The organism is Cupriavidus basilensis (assembly GCF_008801925.2).
Taxonomy (GTDB): domain Bacteria; phylum Pseudomonadota; class Gammaproteobacteria; order Burkholderiales; family Burkholderiaceae; genus Cupriavidus; species Cupriavidus basilensis.
Genome location: NZ_CP062804.1, coordinates 645,392 through 661,780, shown reverse-complemented (window position 1 = coordinate 661,780; position 16,389 = coordinate 645,392). Strand labels below are relative to the sequence as shown.

The window sequence follows — 16,389 nt, the reverse complement described above, 5'->3', positions numbered from 1 at the left end:
TTTGCGGTCACTCGATAACGGCACTGGAGAGCGCTGTTGCCCCTGCCTGCTCGACCCTGGGCAACCCCTCTTCCATGCGCCGCGAATACTCCTGGTAGATGGCGGAAATCCCTTCATCAAGGCCGATCGCGGGCCGCCAGCCGATCTGCCCCAGTTTCGAAACATCAAGCAGCTTGCAAGGCGTGCCGTCAGGCTTGGAGGTATCGAACACCAGTTCGCCCTCGAAACCGGCAATGCGGCAGATCCGCTCCGCCAGCTCGCGGATCGGCAAGTCCCGGCCCGTGCCGACGTTGAATACGCCATGCGGCACCTCGCGCTCCAGCAGGAACAGCGTGGCCGACGCGAGGTCATCCACATGCAGGAACTCCCGGCGTGGCTTGCCGGTGCCCCAGATGGTCATGCTTGGGGCGCCTTGCCGGGTTGCCGTGCAGGCCTTGCTGATCAGCGCCGGCAGCACGTGGCTGGTGGCGAGGTCGTAGTTGTCGTTGGGGCCGTACAGGTTGGTCGGCATCACCGAGAGATAGCGGGTACCGAACTGCCGGTTGTAGGCCTCGCAGAGTTTCAGCCCGGCAATCTTGGCGATCGCATAGGCCTCGTTGGTGGGCTCCAGCGCGCCCGTCAGCAGGTACTCCTCGCGGATGGGCTGCGCGCAGTCGCGTGGATAGATGCAGGAGGAGCCAAAGAACACCAGCCGCCCCACGCCTGCCTGGTACGCGGCGTGAATCACGTTGGTCTCGATGACCAGGTTCTCGTACAGGAAGCTGGCCGGCCGCGTGGCATTGGCCAGGATGCCGCCAACGCGCGCCGCGGCCAGCAGCACCACCTCGATGCCCTCATCGGCAAAGAAGCGGTGCACCGCGCCCTGGTCCGTCAGGTCCAGCTCGGCGCGGTCCCGCGTCACCAGGTTGCGATAGCCATCGGCCCGCAGCCGCCGCACCAGCGCGGAGCCCACCATGCCGTTGTGGCCTGCGATAAAGAAGACGGTGTTCTTGTCCATGGTGCTTACTCGTGGTGTTCCAGCGCCTGGAAGCCGGCCAGCGTCACCAGCGCATCGCGCCGAGCTATCTGGAAGTCGGAGCGGACCATCTCCTTGACCAGCTTGGAAAACGGCGTACGCGGCGCCCAGCCCAGCTTGGCGTGGGCCTTGGACGGGTCGCCCAGCAAGGTCTCCACCTCGGTGGGCCGGAAGTACGCCGGATCCACGCGCACGATCACCTTGCCCGGGGTGAGCTTGGTTTCCTTGCCCTTGACCGACTCCACGATCCCGACCTCATCCACGCCGCTGCCCTCGAATCGCACGGTGACGCCAAGCTCGGCGGCGGCGCACTGAACGAACTCGCGCACGCTGTACTGCTCGCCGCTGGCAATCACGAAGTCCTCCGGCTGGTCCTGCTGCAGCATCAGCCATTGCATCTCCACGTAGTCGCGCGCATGGCCCCAGTCACGCAGCGCGGACAGGTTGCCCAGGTAGAACTCGTCCTGCAGCCCGACCGCGATGCGCGAGATCGCCCGCGTGATCTTGCGGGTGACGAAGGTCTCGCCGCGCACCGGAGACTCGTGATTGAAGAGGATGCCGTTGCAGGCGTACATGCCGTAGGCCTCGCGGTAGTTGACCGTGATCCAGTAGGCATAGAGCTTGGCCACCGCGTATGGGCTGCGCGGATAGAACGGCGTGGTTTCCTTCTGCGGGATCTCCTGCACCAGCCCGTACAGCTCGGAGGTGGAAGCCTGGTAGAAGCGCGTCTTTTTCTGCAGCCCGAGGATGCGGATGGCCTCCAGGATGCGCAGCGTGCCGAGGCCGTCGGCATTGGCCGTGTACTCGGGCTCCTCGAACGACACGGCCACATGGCTCTGGGCCGCCAGGTTGTAGATCTCGTCGGGCATCACCTGCTGGATGACGCGCAGCATGCTGGTGGCATCCGTCAGGTCACCGTGGTGCAGGAAGAAGTGCCGGTCGGGATCGTGCCGCTCGCGGTAAAGGTGATCGATGCGGTCTGTATTGAACAGGGAGGTGCGGCGCTTGATGCCGTGCACGTCGTATCCCTTTTCAAGCAGCAACTCAGCCAGATAGGAACCGTCCTGCCCGGTAACACCAGTGATCAGAGCAACCTTGCGCGTCATTGTCGTTCTCCCGCCTTGCGTTGGTAATGCTTGTTAGTGCCTTGGTATGGATGTCGAGTCAGCGGCCCCCCGCGGCCCTACTTCACCCGTCCGTCGTAGCCGTAGTACTCGGTGTAGCCCGTGCGCAGCAGCAGTGGCGGCTTGGGGACGTCGGTCAGCAGCACGCCATGCAGCGTCACGCCGCCGTTGGTCAGGCGCCGCGCGGTCTCGGTGACCTCGGCCGCGGAATGCCGGCCGTGGCGCACCACCAGCAAGGTGGTGCCCGCGTGCCGCCCGAGCAGCGTGGCATCCGTGACCGCGAGCACGGGCGGCGTGTCGATGATGACCATGTCGTAGCGTTGCTTGAACAAGTCCAGCATGGCGTGGAAGCGATCGCTCATCAGCAGCTCCGCCGGATCGGGCGGCAAGCTGCCGCGGGTCAGCACATCCAGGCCCGGCAGCACCTCGCGGATCACCACGGAGTCGATGTCCGTGCCCATCAGCGTGTCCGACAGTCCAGGCACCTGCGATAGCCCGAAGTGCACGTGAACCTCGCCGCGCCGCATGTCGCCGTCGATCAGCAGCACGCGCTTGCGCCCTGACGCGACCAGCGCGGCCAGGTTCACGGACAGGAACGACTTGCCGGCATCCTGGCGCGAGCCGGTCAGCATCACGACGTTGTTGCGGGCGGTGTGCAGCGCGTACTGCAGCGTGGTGCGCAAGGCGCGCACGCCTTCCACGGCGATGTCGTCCGGCGCGCGTGCTGCCAGCACGCCCAGCCCGCTGCTGCCGGAGGCACGCAACTCGCGCTGCAAGCGCAGCTGCGTCTGGCTGCGCGGCACCACGGCGCAGACCGGCACGCCCAGCATCCGCTCGATCTCTTCCGGATGCTCCACGCCGCCATACAGGGCTTTGCGCAGGAACGCCAGCAAGGCCCCCAGCACCAGGCCGATGCCGCCGCTGATCAGCACCAGCATGGCGCGTTGCGGGCGGATCGGGTCGTCCGCGGGTTCGGCGTAGTCCACCACGCGCACGTTGCCGACCTGGCCCGCCTTGACGATGCGCAGTTGCTGCGCGTTGTTGAGCAGGTTGGTATAGAGCTCGGTATCCACGCGCACGTCCCGCTCCAGGCGCAGTGCGGTCTGCTCGGTATCGGGCAGCACGGAGACACTGCGGCGCAGCGTGCTCTGCTGCGCGCTCAGCGTTTCGATCTGCGCCATCAGTGCCACCACCGCCGGGTTGGCGTCGGTGTAGTGCGTGCGGATCTCGGCCAGCCGCGTCTGCAAGCGCGCCAGGCTGGTCTTGTTCTCCACGATCTGCTGCAGCAGCAGCCGGCTTTCCTCGCCGAGGTTGACGGTACCCTGCCGATTGCGAAACGAGTTGTAGCGCTCCTCGGCCAGGTCGAGTTCCTTGCGCAGCGCCGGCAACTGCTGGTCCAGGAACGCCAGCGTGTGCTCGGCTTCGGCGGAGCGCCGGCCAATGTCCTGCTGCACGAACTGGCGCGCGACGGTGTTGACGATGTCCGCGGTGAGCTTGGGGTCCGGCCCCTCCAGGCTGGCGCGGATGATGCCGGACTGCAGGGCGGACTCGGCCACCACGAGCGCGCGCTGGATACGCTCCACCGTGCCGATGGTGGATGCGCGCACCAGCTCGAACTGCGACCCGTTGCGCCCCACCAGCGCATCCACGCGGATGCGCACCGGGCCCAGCGCGGTGGTGCCGGCGGCCTCCTCGCCAACCCGGCCCTGCAGCACCGTATTGCCTTCGGGATCCCGCAGGGTATAGGTGTGCTCGCTGTCGGCGATCAGCCTGAACACCTTGCCGTAGTACTTCTGCGGCGTGTCGAGCAGCGAGACCGTGATGGCTTCCGCGCCCCATGCGTACTGCGACAGGCCGAGCAGTTCCGTGGGCGGCGCCAGCCCGCTGTTGTATGCCGCCAGCCACGCGCCGATCACGGGGAAGTAGCGCGGCCTGGCCGCGATATCCAGATGCAGCTTGCGCACCGCCTCCTCCACCACCAGCCGGGACCGGATCAGCTCGATCTCGGCCGCCGTGGAGGAGTTGGGATCGAAGATCGACGACAGCGTCTGCAGCGACGAGCCTTGGTTGGCATTGGCGGCGTTGCCGCCTTTGCTCTCCTCCACCTGGATCATGGCGTCGGCGCGGTAGACCGGTTTCTGCAGCAAGGCATAGACGGTGCCCAGCACCAGCGCCAGCAGGGTGATGGCGGCAATCATGCGCCAGTGGTCGACCAGCGTCACCAGGTAGTCGGACAGCCGGAGCTCGGCCGGGCCGGAGACATCGGTGTATTGGGTTTCGAATGAGGTAGCCATGTCTTGTTGACTTCCATCTAACTATCGCTTCGCGCCGGCAACGCGCTAACGCGCGCCGCGGCCCCGTCCTTGCGCTCCGTGCGACTCAGTAAGCGTTGCGATGCACCAGGCCCTTGACCACCGTGGCGGCAATGATCCGCATATCGAGCGCGAACGACCAGTTGCCCAGGTAATACAGGTCGCAGGCGATGCGGCCTTCCATCTTCTCGATGCGATCCGTCTCGCCGCGATAGCCGTTGACCTGGGCCCAGCCGGTAATGCCGGGCTTGACGCGGTAGCGGTGGATATAGCCGCTGACCAGCTTCTGGTACTGGTCGTCATGCTCGATGGCATGCGGGCGCGGCCCCACCACCGACATGTCGCCGCGCAGCACGTTGAAGAACTGCGGCAACTCATCCAGGCTGGTGCGCCGCAGGAACGCGCCCACGCGAGTGATGCGCGGATCGTTGCGCGTGGCTTGGGTCACCACGCCCGCCGCCTCGGCATGCGTGCGCATGGAGCGGAACTTGTAGATGGTGAAGATGCGCCCGTCGGTGCTCTTGCGCTTTTGCTTGAACAGCACCGGCCCGCGTGACGACAGCTTGACGGCGATGGCGATCGCGATCAGCAGCGGCGACAGGCCGATCAGCGCGGCCGCGGCAAAGAGGCGGTCGAACACGTCCTTCTGGCGCAGCGCGGAGGCCGATAGCGGCGACGCCACCAGGTTGATCGCGGGCATGCCGATCAGCTCGATGGTGCCGCTGTCGAACAACGCCAGGCTGTGCAGGTCCGGCATGAAGCGGACATTGACCAGTTCGTCGCGGAACTCCTCCACGAACTCCAGGATGACGCGCTCCTCGGACAGCGGCAGCGCCAGCCACAGTTCGTGGATATCCTGCGAGCGGATATAGCGGTGGAAGGCGGCGCGATCATCGAACGTCGGCACCTTCGCATTGAGGCTGCCGCCCTGCGGCGCCACGTTGAACGCCGCCACCACGCGAAAGCCGGAGGCTGGCGCGGCCACGCCGCGCCGGATGACCGCGCTGCAGTGCGCACCGCAGCCAACCACGGCGACCTTATGCAGGTTCATGCCTGCGCTGCGTACCTGGCCCAGCACCGCATGGGTCATCAGGCGCGACACGATCAGCATGGCGCCGGTGGAGCCGGTCCAGTAGACGAACCACAGGCGCGAGACGATGTCGATATGGTGCAACGAGAACAACACCATGACGCCGCTGAACTGCACCAGCAGCCAGGCCAGCGCGATATGGCCGGCCAGCCCGATCTTGGAGCGTCCGCGCCAGGACTCGTAGATGCCGAAGGCAGGAAACAGGGCCAGCGTGAACGCGACGGAGAGCGCGATGAACACGTCGTAGAACGTGCGCTGCGACATGTCGTTGAAGCGCATGTGCGAGGCAATCGCAGCACCGGCAAACACCAGCGCGACGTCCAGAAGGCGCGCCAGCAATCCTTCGATCTTGAGCATGTTCCTCTCCCCGTTCTTCCCAGCCCTTCGCGTTTCTTCACCACTCGTTGCCTGACTTCCTTCTTTGCTTCACATCACTTTGCAGCGCCACGCCATGCATTCCTGGCGCGCCGCACGCGAGCTCCCCGTGGTCGCGTCCGGCGGTCCTTCCTTCCTTGTTCCTTGTTCCTTGTTCCTTGTTCCTTGTTCCTTGTCCCTTGTCTGTTGCTCGTTACGCTTGTGGTCCCGGGCAACGGCCATAGGTATCGTCGACGCGCACGATGTCGTCTTCACCCAGGTAGCCGCCGGACTGGATCTCGATGATCTCCAGCGGGAGCTTTCCCGGGTTCTCCAGGCGATGCAGCACGCCGAGCGGAATAAAAGTGGACTGGTTCTCGCTGAGCAGGAATTGCTCCTCGCCGCGCGTGACCATCGCCGTGCCGCTGACTACCACCCAATGCTCGGCGCGATGGTGATGCAGCTGCAGCGACAGGCGCGCGCCCGGCTGGACCACGATGCGCTTGACCTGAAAGCGGTCGCCATGCTCGATGGAGTCATAGAAGCCCCAGGGCCTGCGTACCTTGCGGTGCGTGTCGGCCTCCGGCGCGTGCAGGATCTTCATGCGCGCGACCACGTCCTTGACGTCCTGCACATGCGAGCGATCCACCACCAGCACCGCGTCGGCCGTCTCCACCACCACGATGTTGCTGGTCCCGACGCATGCCACCAGGCGCCCGTCGGAATGGACATAGCTGGAGTGCGCGCCTTCGAACACCACGCGGCCGCGCCCGGCGTTGCCTTCGGCGTCCTTGTCCATGGCATCCCACACGGCGTCCCACGAGCCCAGGTCCGACCAGCCCGCCTCCAGCGGCACCACCACGCCCCGGCATGGCGAGGCCGGGTGGTCCAGGCGCTCCATCACGGCGTAGTCGATCGAGTCCGACGGGCTCAGGAAGAACTGCCGCGACGCGGGCCGGAAGAACTGGCCCTCTTGCTTGCCTTCGGCCACCGACGCGACGCACATCTCGTGGATGGCGGGATGCAATGCCGCGATCGCCTTCATCCAGACCGTGGCGCGCACGACAAAGATGCCGCTGTTCCACCAGTAGTTGCCACTGGCCACGTACTGCGCGGCAAGCTCGATGGCGGGCTTCTCGACAAAGCGCTCCATGTGGCGCACGCCGTCGGGCAGCATCTCGCCAAGCTTGATGTAGCCATAGCCCGTGTCGGGCCGCGTGGGCGGCACGCCAAGGGTGACGATGGCCCCCTCGCCGGCATGCGCGGCCGCGATCGACAGCGCCCGGTGAAAGGCGCCGGTATCGGGAATCGCGTGGTCGGCCGGCATGACCACCAGGATTGCGTCCTCTCCGTCGGCCAGCGCCAGCGATGCGGCCAGCGTGAGCGCGGGCGCCGTATTGCGCCGGACCGGCTCCACCACCAGCCGGCCTTGCATGCCGCTGGCCTGCAATTGTTCACTGGTGATAAAGCGATGCTCGTCGCCGCAGACGATGATGGCGCCGGGCTCGATCTCGTGGCCGGCGGAGAAGCCCTGCATGCGCAGCAGCGTGGACTGCAGCAGCGAGTCCTTGCCCACGAGGTCGATCAGTTGCTTGGGGAAATGCTCTCGCGACAGCGGCCACAGCCGCGTGCCCGCACCGCCGGCCAGCACCACGGGCGCAATGCGCAAGCGCACTGGCGCGCCCGGCGCCACCGCTGCGGAGTCCCCGGGTTGCACGGCAACAGGCTCCAGCACTTTGTTCGACATGATCCAGCCCTCCCTGGTCGGGCGCCGCGCGTTTGCGCAAGCGGCCCGTGGCGCCAATCGTCTACGCGGGGCAATGCACGGACCCGCGGGCCCGCGGATACGCCGCCGGTCTGCCTGCTAACCCACTGCGCTGATCTTGCTGCGCTGGCGGTATTCCGTTGGGGAAATCGACATGCGCTTGCGGAAAATCTTGGCCAGACGGTCGCCATTGCCCATGCCGCAGCGCCGCGCCACCTTGTCCACAGGCAGCTCTGTCTCGGCCAGGAAACTGCACGCGGTATCCAGGCGGGCATGCAGCAGGTAGTCGGAGGGTGTCACGCCCATTTCCAGCTTGAAGCGGCGCAGGAAGTTGCGCTCGCTCATGGCCGCCACCTGCGCGGCATCGGACACCGAGATGGACTGCTCGCAGTGCTCATGCAGCCAGCGCGCGGCCGCGCGGATCTTGTCGCCCGCGCTGGTCGCGCCGGTATCCGCGAGCCTGGGCATCAGGCGAGCGGTCCAGGCGGGCATCACCCGGGTACCGACCGCGCGCGCCACGTCCAGGCCAAGATCGCGCTTGATCAACGTCAGCGCACCCCTGACAAGTTCGTACTGCTCGCCGGACTCGTCCGAGGCCTGCAGCCCGAACACGGGATGGCGATGCTCGTCCTCGTGCGGCTTGAGCACGCCGGCGGCCGCCAGCACGGCACGGCCTTCGGCGATGGGGCGTACCGTGGGCGTGCGCGGGGAGACAACGCGCAGCCAGCGCAGCAGCCGCTCGTCCGCCGCGGCGGCATGAGCGCCCGCGCCACCGGCGATGAAGAGCACGTCGAAACCGATGAACTGGCGCGGATCGAGTCCGTCGGTCCAGACCCGCACGGACGCAGAGCAGGCGACGCTGCCTCCGTCGACGGAAAGCAGGCGCACGTCATAGGCGGATTCTTTCGCGGGATCGGACGCCGAGCATTCATTGGCGGTCTGGAATAGTTCAGCCACCAAACCCGCCCCCAATAATGAAAAACCATCGAACAGCAGAATGCCGACGCGCCGCACGGCGCACTTTGAACGGTTAGTTGAGGTATGAAGCCAACTAACCGTTGCGGGCTCGAGTTGGGCGTACGGCATGATTTTCCCCCAAAGAATTGTTGATCCGTTCTTGCGCGAATTTATTGGTGTTGCAATGCATCGTAGCGATCCCGAATCCGAGAAATGCGTCCGTGTCGGAAAGTAGCGAGATGTTGGCGGAAGGTGTCCGCCCGCTCCAAAAAGTTCATGCAAGACGTTGTAAATACAGCTTTTTCGGGTTGCGACCTCGCCTCAAATCGCTTGTCCCAGCGCGCTGTTTTGCAACTAGTTCCTACTTTATGCATAATGATGCATCGCAGCAAATCATGCACCAAACCGTACGTTACCTACCGAACACAAGGGTCGCAAAAGGTGCATGAGAGTGGGAATCCGACATTAATCCCACGATTTCCGCCGGGCCCGCATCCACACCAGATAACATAAAAATCATTTCTAAACATTAAAAATTATGACAAATTAATTAATGAATCTGATCAGCAACGAGGATATATCGCTCGATGGCCACGCCGGATTTTCTCTGTCGCGACTTCGATTAATGAAATAATTGCGCCTGGCCGGGGCGCAAGATGGCTTCGCCGCCACAACACAGACGGCTTGCTTGACCTGGGGGACTGAAAGAAGGTGCGCGCGGGCGCTGGCACGCCAGGTACCTGGCCTGGCGCGGCCGGTGATTTGCAAAGTTGATGCAAGCGTGCGGGACTAGCCTGTTGGCGCCGTGGTGCATAACACTGCCCCTGGCGCGCGGCCGTGTGCATGCGCAGATTTGGGGCAGCAGGCCGATCTCATCCCGGCCAGCGCGCGCGCATGATGTGCAGCACCTCCGCCAGCACGAAGCCGGCTTCCGCACCGCGCCACTGCGCCAGCGCCGTAACGCCTTCGATGCTGACCAGGTGCCCGGCGCCCTCATGCATTTGCGAGCGGTGCCTGCGCAACGCCTCCACCTTGCGCGCCCACGTGGCGCTCACATCGATATAGAGCGAGCCACCCAAGGGATTGACGATGCCGCCACCGCCCCAGCACGTGGCCGGATATTCATAGGCCGCCACCAGGCGGGGGGCATGCTTGGCGGGGTTCAGGCGCGTGGCGGCAACGCCGGTTTCCCAGCAATAGCGGTGATCCTGGTGCGACGACGACAACGGAATCAGCACCTCGTCCGGCTCGAAGCGGTTCTGCAGCGCGTCCAGCATGCCGACCATCTGCGCGCGCGGGAAGCTGTCGAGCACGCCGTCAAGTCCCCTGGTGAGGACCTCGGTCGTCTGCACACCAAGCACGGCCATCGATTCGGAGAATTCGTCCAGCCGTTCTTGTTCGGTCACCTCGCGGCCAAGGCAGAGCGACCGGCTCCTTCCTACCGTCGCCAGGGCCACCATCACTTCGCCGCCGGCATCGATGACACGTGCCAGGTAGGCGCCCACGCCCAGTTCCGCGTCGTCCGCGTGCGGGCTCAGCACCAGTACACGTTTGCGTTCCATATCTCCTCCTGCTCTTATCCCGTGATGCCTGGCGCCCGAGGGCTGGCTTCACGCAGTGCTGATCAGCCTGCGCGCCAGCGCGCGGTACTGGTCGGCCGTGTCCTTGAGCGTCAGGCCATCGAGCGAGCGCGCGACCCGTGGCTGCGCCAGCGCCACGGTCAGCGCCGCGCCATAGGCTGCGGCGTCGCTGGTGTCCAGCAGTTGCACACCGGCGAAGTCGCGGGCGAAGGCAAAGGCGGGGATACCGCTCGCCACCACCGGCATGCCTGTGGCCAATGCTTCGAGAAAGGCAATGCTGTGCGCCTCCGACGCGGACGGCATGGCAAACACGGCTGCGCCCGCCAGCAGCTCCGGGATATTGGTCTGTGGCCCGTTGACCCGCACCTTGTCGGCCAGGCCCAGCTCTTCCACGAGGGCGCAGACCTTGACGTAATAATCGGGATCCTCGATCACGCCATACATCTCCAGCCGCGCGTTCTGCACGCTCTTGAGCGCCTCGCGAAACGCCAGCACGGTATGCAGCTGGTTCTTGATCGCCGCATAGCGGCCCACCTGGATGACGAGCCGCGACGCTGCCTCGCGCTGGCCTGCGGGCCGCACAAAGAAGCGCCGGGTGTCCACGCCATTGGGAATCACCGCCATCAGCGGGTGCGTGCCCACCGAGTTGATGTAATCACGCAGATTCCCCTGCGACACCCCGATCACCGCGCGCGCGCGCGTGGACAGCATCCGCTCGACGTAGCGGAACATGGTGCTCTCGAAATCGTTGGCGGCAGAGTGCATCACGTAGACCACCGGCACCCGCGACGGCAATGCCCGCGCGTAGAAGGCCGGGATGGTGGCGTGCGCGAAGAGGATGTCCGGCTGGTAGTCGCGCAGCACGCCGCGCAGGTGCCAGAGACGGCCCGGCAGGCGCCGGGGCTGGTCTGGAAACAGGCACAGCACGCCAGCTGCATCGAGCTGCGCGCGCAGCGCCGCGAAGTCCTCCTGCTGCGGCATCAGGGCCGACACGCAGACCGTGTCGCCGTGGGCCTGCTGGTAGATGGCCAGGTCTTTCGCGAGCATCTCGGCGCCTGAAAGGCGCGGTGCCAGCACAAGATGAAGAATCCGCATCACACCCTCCTCATTTTCAGGATCTGGTAGAGCATCCATGCCGCCGCGACCGCCAGGCCCGCCGTCATCGACCAGGCAATGCCCTGCGCACCCCAGTAACGGGTGGCGGGCGGCACCGTGGCCAGCAATACGCAGACCTGGAGCACCGAGGCATGCGTGGCGGCCTTGGGAATGCCCACGGCGCGCAGGTAGGCGACCAGCACGGCGATCAGCCCGCCAATCGCCATGTTGATGGTGAAGATGCGGAACAACGGCACCGCGCCGAGCCAGGCCGGCCCCAGCACCAGCAGGAACAGCGGCTCCGCCACCAGCCGCAGCACCAGCACCACGATCGCCAGCCCCAGGCCGCCGATCACCACGAAGCGGCGCAGCAGCACCGCATCGGAGCCATCCTGCTTGCGGAAACGAGCGGCAAAGGTGGGAAACAGGTACTGCGAGATCGCGATGCCCGCATCGGCAAGCAGCATCTGCGCGAGCTTGGACGACATCTGGTAGGCGCCCAGCTGGGCCGGGCCGAGCAGCTTGCCAACGATGACCTTGTCGAACTGGTTGAGCAGCAGGTTGACCACGCTGCCCGCCCAGATCCAGCGGCTGAACCCCACGTAATGGCCGATGCCGGCCCACCGAAGGCGCAGAGGCGGCCGGGGGCGCATGCTCAGCCAGGTGAGCGCGGTCTTGACGGATTCGCCGGCGAGCAGCCCGATCAGGATGGACATGGCGCCCGCGCCCGCGAAGGCGCACGCCAGGCTGACGCCGCAGTCGGTGCCGGCGGCCGCCACCTCGATCCCGGCAATATGCTGGAAGCCCCGGTCGCGCGTCACCACGAAATAGGCCGGCGAGGCCAGGCCGCGGATCAGCGGCAGGGCGGCGGCCAGCTGCAGCAGCAGCAAGGAGCCCGCGAGGTGGAACTGCGCCTCCAGCAGCGGCGCCAGCGCGACCAGCAGCAATGCCACCCCCGCGCCCCGGCACGTCAGCGCGGTCCAGAGCGCACTAAGCTGGTCGGGGGTGGGCGTTTGCTTGTCCTGCACCACCGCCTGGGGCAAGCCGGTATCGCTGAGCGCCTCGGCAATCGCCACGGCCAGCAGCGCCACGGCGGCGATCCCGACCGCCGACGGGCCGAGGATGCGCCCGACCATGAGGAACTTGATGGCCACCAGCCCCCGCACCAGCACCTGCTGCCCCAGCACCCACGCGGCCGAACTAGCATGCAGGCCGGCCAGCGGCAGGAAGAAGGCATTCCTCAGGGATCTGGCCATATTGCCCCACCATGGGTTGAGCGCCGATGCCAGGCACCGGTGCGGCCGCCACGGGCATCCGTGCCGGTCCGGCCGGCGCCGGGCGCCAGCCATGAAGCACAACTTACCGTAGGCGGGGCAACAGCAATCGCCATCGCCTAGCGTTAATCCGTCACTTGCCGTCACTTGCCGTCACTTGCGCGCGCCGCCCGGGTGGGCTTGCGCAATACAGCCTTTATCCGCCAGGCCGGCCCGCAAATTGGCGGCCGGCGCAAAGACGGCGGTGTTAGTGTGGCAACATCCGCAACCCGCAGCACACCGGGCTCGCCCCACCGTGCCTGGAGACGCGATGTCCAAGCCGACCGCACTGATCATCGAGCACGATTTCACCGGCCACCGCTGGCGCTACGTCGAATGGGCGGTGCAGGCCTACACGGAAGCCGGCTACCACTGCATGGTGGTGACCGACCCCGGCAACCAGGCGCATCCGCTCGCCCGGCGCATGCTGGCCGCGCAGGATCCCGCCGCCGGCATCGTCGCCAGCATCGTCTTTACACAGCCGCCGCCCGCGGTGGGCAGCGGCCTCGGCAAGCTCAGCTATGTGCGCTTCTGGCGCACTTTCCGCCATGCCTTCCAGGTTGCCGCCGGCCTGCGCGACATCTCGCTGGTGCTGGTGCCCTATGCCGACTACTTCCTCTACGTGCTCCCGCTGCTTGGCTCGCCATTCGCCAAGGTGCCTTGGGTTGGCATTACGATGCGCGCAAACTTCCACCACAGCAAGGTGGGCGTGAAATCGCCGCACCAGCCGCTGGTGAACGCGGTCAAGACCTGGCTGTTCCGGCGCGCCGTCGAGTCCGGCGGCATGAAGACGCTGCTGTCGATCGACCCGACCTTGCCGCAGTGGTATCCACGCGGCAATGGCCGCACCGCGCTCGCCTACCTGGCCGATCCCTGTCCCGACGCGCTGCCTGCCGATCCCGTTGCCGCCAGGCAGCGGCTGGGGCTGGGCCAGGGCCCTGAAGGACCGGAAAGCCCGGGAAGCCCGGAAAGCCCGCGACACGGCGCCGGCACCTGCCTGCTGGTGTACGGTGCGGTCACGCAACGCAAGGGCATTTGCGAGCTGGTCACCGCGCTGGCCGGCCACCCACGCGCGCCCACGCTGGTGGTGGCAGGGCAGCAAGACCCGCAAACGCGCGCGTTCCTGCAGGCGGCCGCGTCCACGCTGTCGCCGCCGCCCGTGATCTTCGACCGCTTCATCACCAACGAGGAAGAGGCCGACCTGTTCTCCGCCTGCGATGCCGTCTGGCTCGGCTACAAGGGCCACTACGGCATGAGCGGGGTACTGGTGCAGGCCTACCGCTTTGGCAAGCCCGTGATCGCCACCACGGACGGCCTGATCGGCTGGTTCTGCCAGGGGCAGGAACTCGGGCCGGTGCTGGAAGATCTGTCCGGCCCCGCCATCCAGCGCGCGCTGGACCAACTCTCACGGCCCGTGGCGGCATCGCCGCAGGCCGCATCCGCCAGGGCCCACTTGCTGGCCCGGCATACCTTGAGCGAATTCAAGCAAACCCTGCGCCGCGCGGCTGCCTGACGCTCGCTTCCGATACAAGCCGTACCCGTTCGGGGTGCCGCTGCAGGCGCAGCCATGGCAACGCCATGGCCACGAATCCATATCACCCAGGGTCGACAGCACGCCGTGCGCAAACGCACCGGCAGGAGGCCCTTTGCATGCATCGCACCACAGACGCGCACGCGCGTTCCCACAGCCGCCTCGTCGAACTGGATTTCGTCAGGGGCCTGGCCATCATCGCCGTCATGGGCATTCACTTCCACACCGTCGACACCGGCAGCCGCCTGGTCTGGCTGCTTGAATATCCCCTGAAGAACTTTGGGCGGGAAGCGGTCACGCTGTTCTTCACACTCAGCGGATTCCTGGTAGGCGGGTTGCTGCTGCGGCAGTACGCGCAGACCGGCACCGTGGACACGCGGCGCTTCTTCATTCGCAGGATCTTCAAGATCTGGCCGGCTTACTACCTGCTGATCCTGGTCCACGCGCTGGCCGGCCATCACGCGCGCAGCACATTTTTGCTGCAGAACGCGACGCATCTGCAGAACTATCTCGGCAGCTCCATCGCGCAGACCTGGAGCCTGGCGGTGGAAGAGCACTTCTACCTGCTGCTGCCGATTGCACTGCTGCTGTGCGCGCGCTGGCGGCTGACGCCGCAACGGTTGCTATGGCTGCTTGCGGCGGCGTGCGTGCTGGTCTTGCTGGCCCGCAGCGCGGCCGTCGCCGGCGGCGACATCCGGGGCGCCTATGTGTACACGCAGTATCGCGTCGACAGCATGCTGTTCGGCGTGATGCTGGCAGTGCTGTACTGGCTGAAGCCCGGCATCTACCACAAGCTGGCGGCACGGCGCGGCTGGCTGGCCGCGGCGGTGACGGGACTGCTGGCATGGTTGTTGTTCTGCCAGACCGATATCGTGGTCGAGGAGAGCATCGGCTTCACCATCCAGTCCATCGGCTTCATCGCCCTGATCGTGCTGGTGCTGGAGCATTCAGGCCGCCTGCGCGACAGCGTCGCGTACCGGGCCATCGCCTGGATCGGCGTGTACTCCTATGGCATCTATCTGTGGCATACGGTGGCGCGCACGCCCGGCGCCCTGATCATTCATGAGGCGTTGGCATATGGGCTGCCCCCGGCGATGGTCTGGGTGCTGGCGCTCGTCATGCAGTTCGCCATTGCGATCGCGGCGGGCTACCTGACCACCCGCGCCGTTGAATTGCCTTTCCTGCGGTTGCGCGACGCCCTCTTCCCCGCGGGCGCGCGCGGCAACGCCGACATGCTTGGCAAGGGCAAGATCGGCGCCTGACCTCGCGGCCAAGCCGCGCTGCGCGCCCGGCGTAGTGCGGAGCCGCCAAAACGCCCCTTGCGAAAGGCCAATCGCGCCAAATTGCGGGCCAGCCACGTTTTCACGTTCGATAATTTTCCCGACAGGAACGTAATGAATGAATTCGCGTTCCTGCGAATGCAGGATGCAGGATGCAGCGCGCAATACGATGGATTCTTCCGCGCGGCGATGCCCAGCATTGCCGACAGCGCCGCGGGGCCACCCAGTGAGAGGCGGAACATGGATACCGAAGCTTATGCCGATTGTCTCGATGTGGTCGGCGATCCACGCGGGGCTGGCCGTGACAGTAGCCGCGAGGCCAATCGTGAAAGCGGCCGCGAAGGCAACCGCGATGCCAGCCGTGACAGCACGCCGGGACATCGCGTCATCGATCTCACCCGCGCCGGCAAGGGCAACTACGTGCGCCGGCGCAGCCTGCTGGTCGAGGCGGCATGGTTCCTGGTCGAAGCCGGCATCATCAACAACAAGCTGAATCCGTTCTCCGGGCTGCGTGTCGCCCTGCTGCGCCTGTTCGGTGCGCGTATCGGCCAGCACTGCCGGCTGGTCCACCCGCTGCGCGTCAAGTCGCCCTGGAACCTGGAAGTGGGCGATGGCTGCTGGTTCGGCGTGGATGTGTGGATCTACAACCAGGCCAATATCCGCATCGGCTCCAACGTCTGCATCTCGCAAGGCAGCTTCCTGACGGCGGGCTCGCACGACCTGGACAGCAACATGGACTTGCATGTCGCGCCGATCGTGATCGAGGACGGTGTGTGGATCACGTCCAAGTGCGTCATCCAGAAAGGCATCACCATCGGCCGCTCGGCGGTGGTCACGCCGCTCTCGGTGGTGCATCACTCGCTCGAGGCCGAAGGCATCTACGGTGGCAATCCGTGCCGGTTCATCCGCAAGCGATTCGACCCGCCCGGCCCCACCGCCATCACGAACCCGTCCGGCCCCCTATAAGGAGAAC

12 protein-coding genes are annotated in these 16,389 nt (G+C 66.0%); 3 read left to right on the top strand and 9 right to left on the bottom strand.

Annotated features, from left to right (window positions below; translation table 11 throughout):
- Positions 1 to 7: 7 nt before the first annotated feature.
- From F7R26_RS23925 to F7R26_RS23885, 9 genes are all read right to left on the bottom strand, one after another.
- Positions 8 to 997 (bottom strand): GDP-L-fucose synthase family protein, encoded by a 990-nt coding sequence (locus F7R26_RS23925; RefSeq protein WP_150984997.1) that lies wholly within the window; start codon positions 995 to 997, stop codon positions 8 to 10.
- 5 nt (positions 998 to 1,002) lie between these two features.
- On the bottom strand, positions 1,003 to 2,121 hold the full coding sequence (gene gmd / locus F7R26_RS23920) for a GDP-mannose 4,6-dehydratase (protein ID WP_150984996.1): 1,119 nt from the start codon (positions 2,119 to 2,121) through the stop codon (positions 1,003 to 1,005).
- A gap of 77 nt (positions 2,122 to 2,198) precedes the next feature.
- On the bottom strand, positions 2,199 to 4,433 hold the full coding sequence (locus F7R26_RS23915) for a polysaccharide biosynthesis tyrosine autokinase (RefSeq protein ID WP_150984995.1): 2,235 nt from the start codon (positions 4,431 to 4,433) through the stop codon (positions 2,199 to 2,201).
- An 85-nt stretch (positions 4,434 to 4,518) separates the two neighbouring features.
- The gene (locus F7R26_RS23910; protein ID WP_150984994.1) at positions 4,519 to 5,898 is read right to left on the bottom strand and encodes an undecaprenyl-phosphate glucose phosphotransferase; all 1,380 of its coding nucleotides are present in this window, start codon (positions 5,896 to 5,898) and stop codon (positions 4,519 to 4,521) included.
- Between the two features lie 211 nt (positions 5,899 to 6,109).
- Positions 6,110 to 7,642 (bottom strand): mannose-1-phosphate guanylyltransferase/mannose-6-phosphate isomerase, encoded by a 1,533-nt coding sequence (locus F7R26_RS23905; RefSeq protein ID WP_150984993.1) that lies wholly within the window; start codon positions 7,640 to 7,642, stop codon positions 6,110 to 6,112.
- A gap of 117 nt (positions 7,643 to 7,759) precedes the next feature.
- Positions 7,760 to 8,746 (bottom strand): GlxA family transcriptional regulator, encoded by a 987-nt coding sequence (locus F7R26_RS23900; protein ID WP_150984992.1) that lies wholly within the window; start codon positions 8,744 to 8,746, stop codon positions 7,760 to 7,762.
- A 743-nt stretch (positions 8,747 to 9,489) separates the two neighbouring features.
- Positions 9,490 to 10,179: a PIG-L deacetylase family protein gene (locus tag F7R26_RS23895; RefSeq protein ID WP_150984991.1), complete on the bottom strand. Its 690-nt coding sequence runs from the start codon at positions 10,177 to 10,179 to the stop codon at positions 9,490 to 9,492.
- Positions 10,180 to 10,227: 48 nt separating this feature from the next.
- Positions 10,228 to 11,292, bottom strand: a complete 1,065-nt coding sequence (locus tag F7R26_RS23890; RefSeq protein WP_150984990.1) for a glycosyltransferase family 4 protein — start codon at positions 11,290 to 11,292, stop codon at positions 10,228 to 10,230.
- Positions 11,292 to 12,548 carry an oligosaccharide flippase family protein gene (locus F7R26_RS23885; RefSeq protein ID WP_150984989.1) on the bottom strand — a complete coding sequence of 419 codons (1,257 nt, stop codon included), beginning with the start codon at positions 12,546 to 12,548 and terminating at the stop codon, positions 11,292 to 11,294. Before F7R26_RS23885 ends, F7R26_RS23890 begins: the two co-directional genes overlap by 1 nt.
- Positions 12,549 to 12,876: 328 nt before the next feature.
- On the opposite strand from F7R26_RS23885, the gene F7R26_RS23880 reads away from it, so the two are divergent.
- The 3 genes from F7R26_RS23880 to F7R26_RS23870 all read left to right on the top strand — a co-directional run bounded on the left by F7R26_RS23880 (position 12,877) and on the right by F7R26_RS23870 (position 16,382).
- On the top strand, positions 12,877 to 14,118 hold the full coding sequence (locus tag F7R26_RS23880) for a glycosyltransferase (RefSeq protein ID WP_150984988.1): 1,242 nt from the start codon (positions 12,877 to 12,879) through the stop codon (positions 14,116 to 14,118).
- Positions 14,119 to 14,255: 137 nt separating this feature from the next.
- Entirely contained in the window at positions 14,256 to 15,398 is a 1,143-nt protein-coding gene (locus tag F7R26_RS23875; RefSeq protein WP_150984987.1) for an acyltransferase family protein, read from the top strand.
- A gap of 258 nt (positions 15,399 to 15,656) precedes the next feature.
- Positions 15,657 to 16,382, top strand: a complete 726-nt coding sequence (locus F7R26_RS23870; protein WP_150984986.1) for an LbetaH domain-containing protein — start codon at positions 15,657 to 15,659, stop codon at positions 16,380 to 16,382.
- The last annotated feature ends 7 nt before the right edge of the window (positions 16,383 to 16,389 follow it).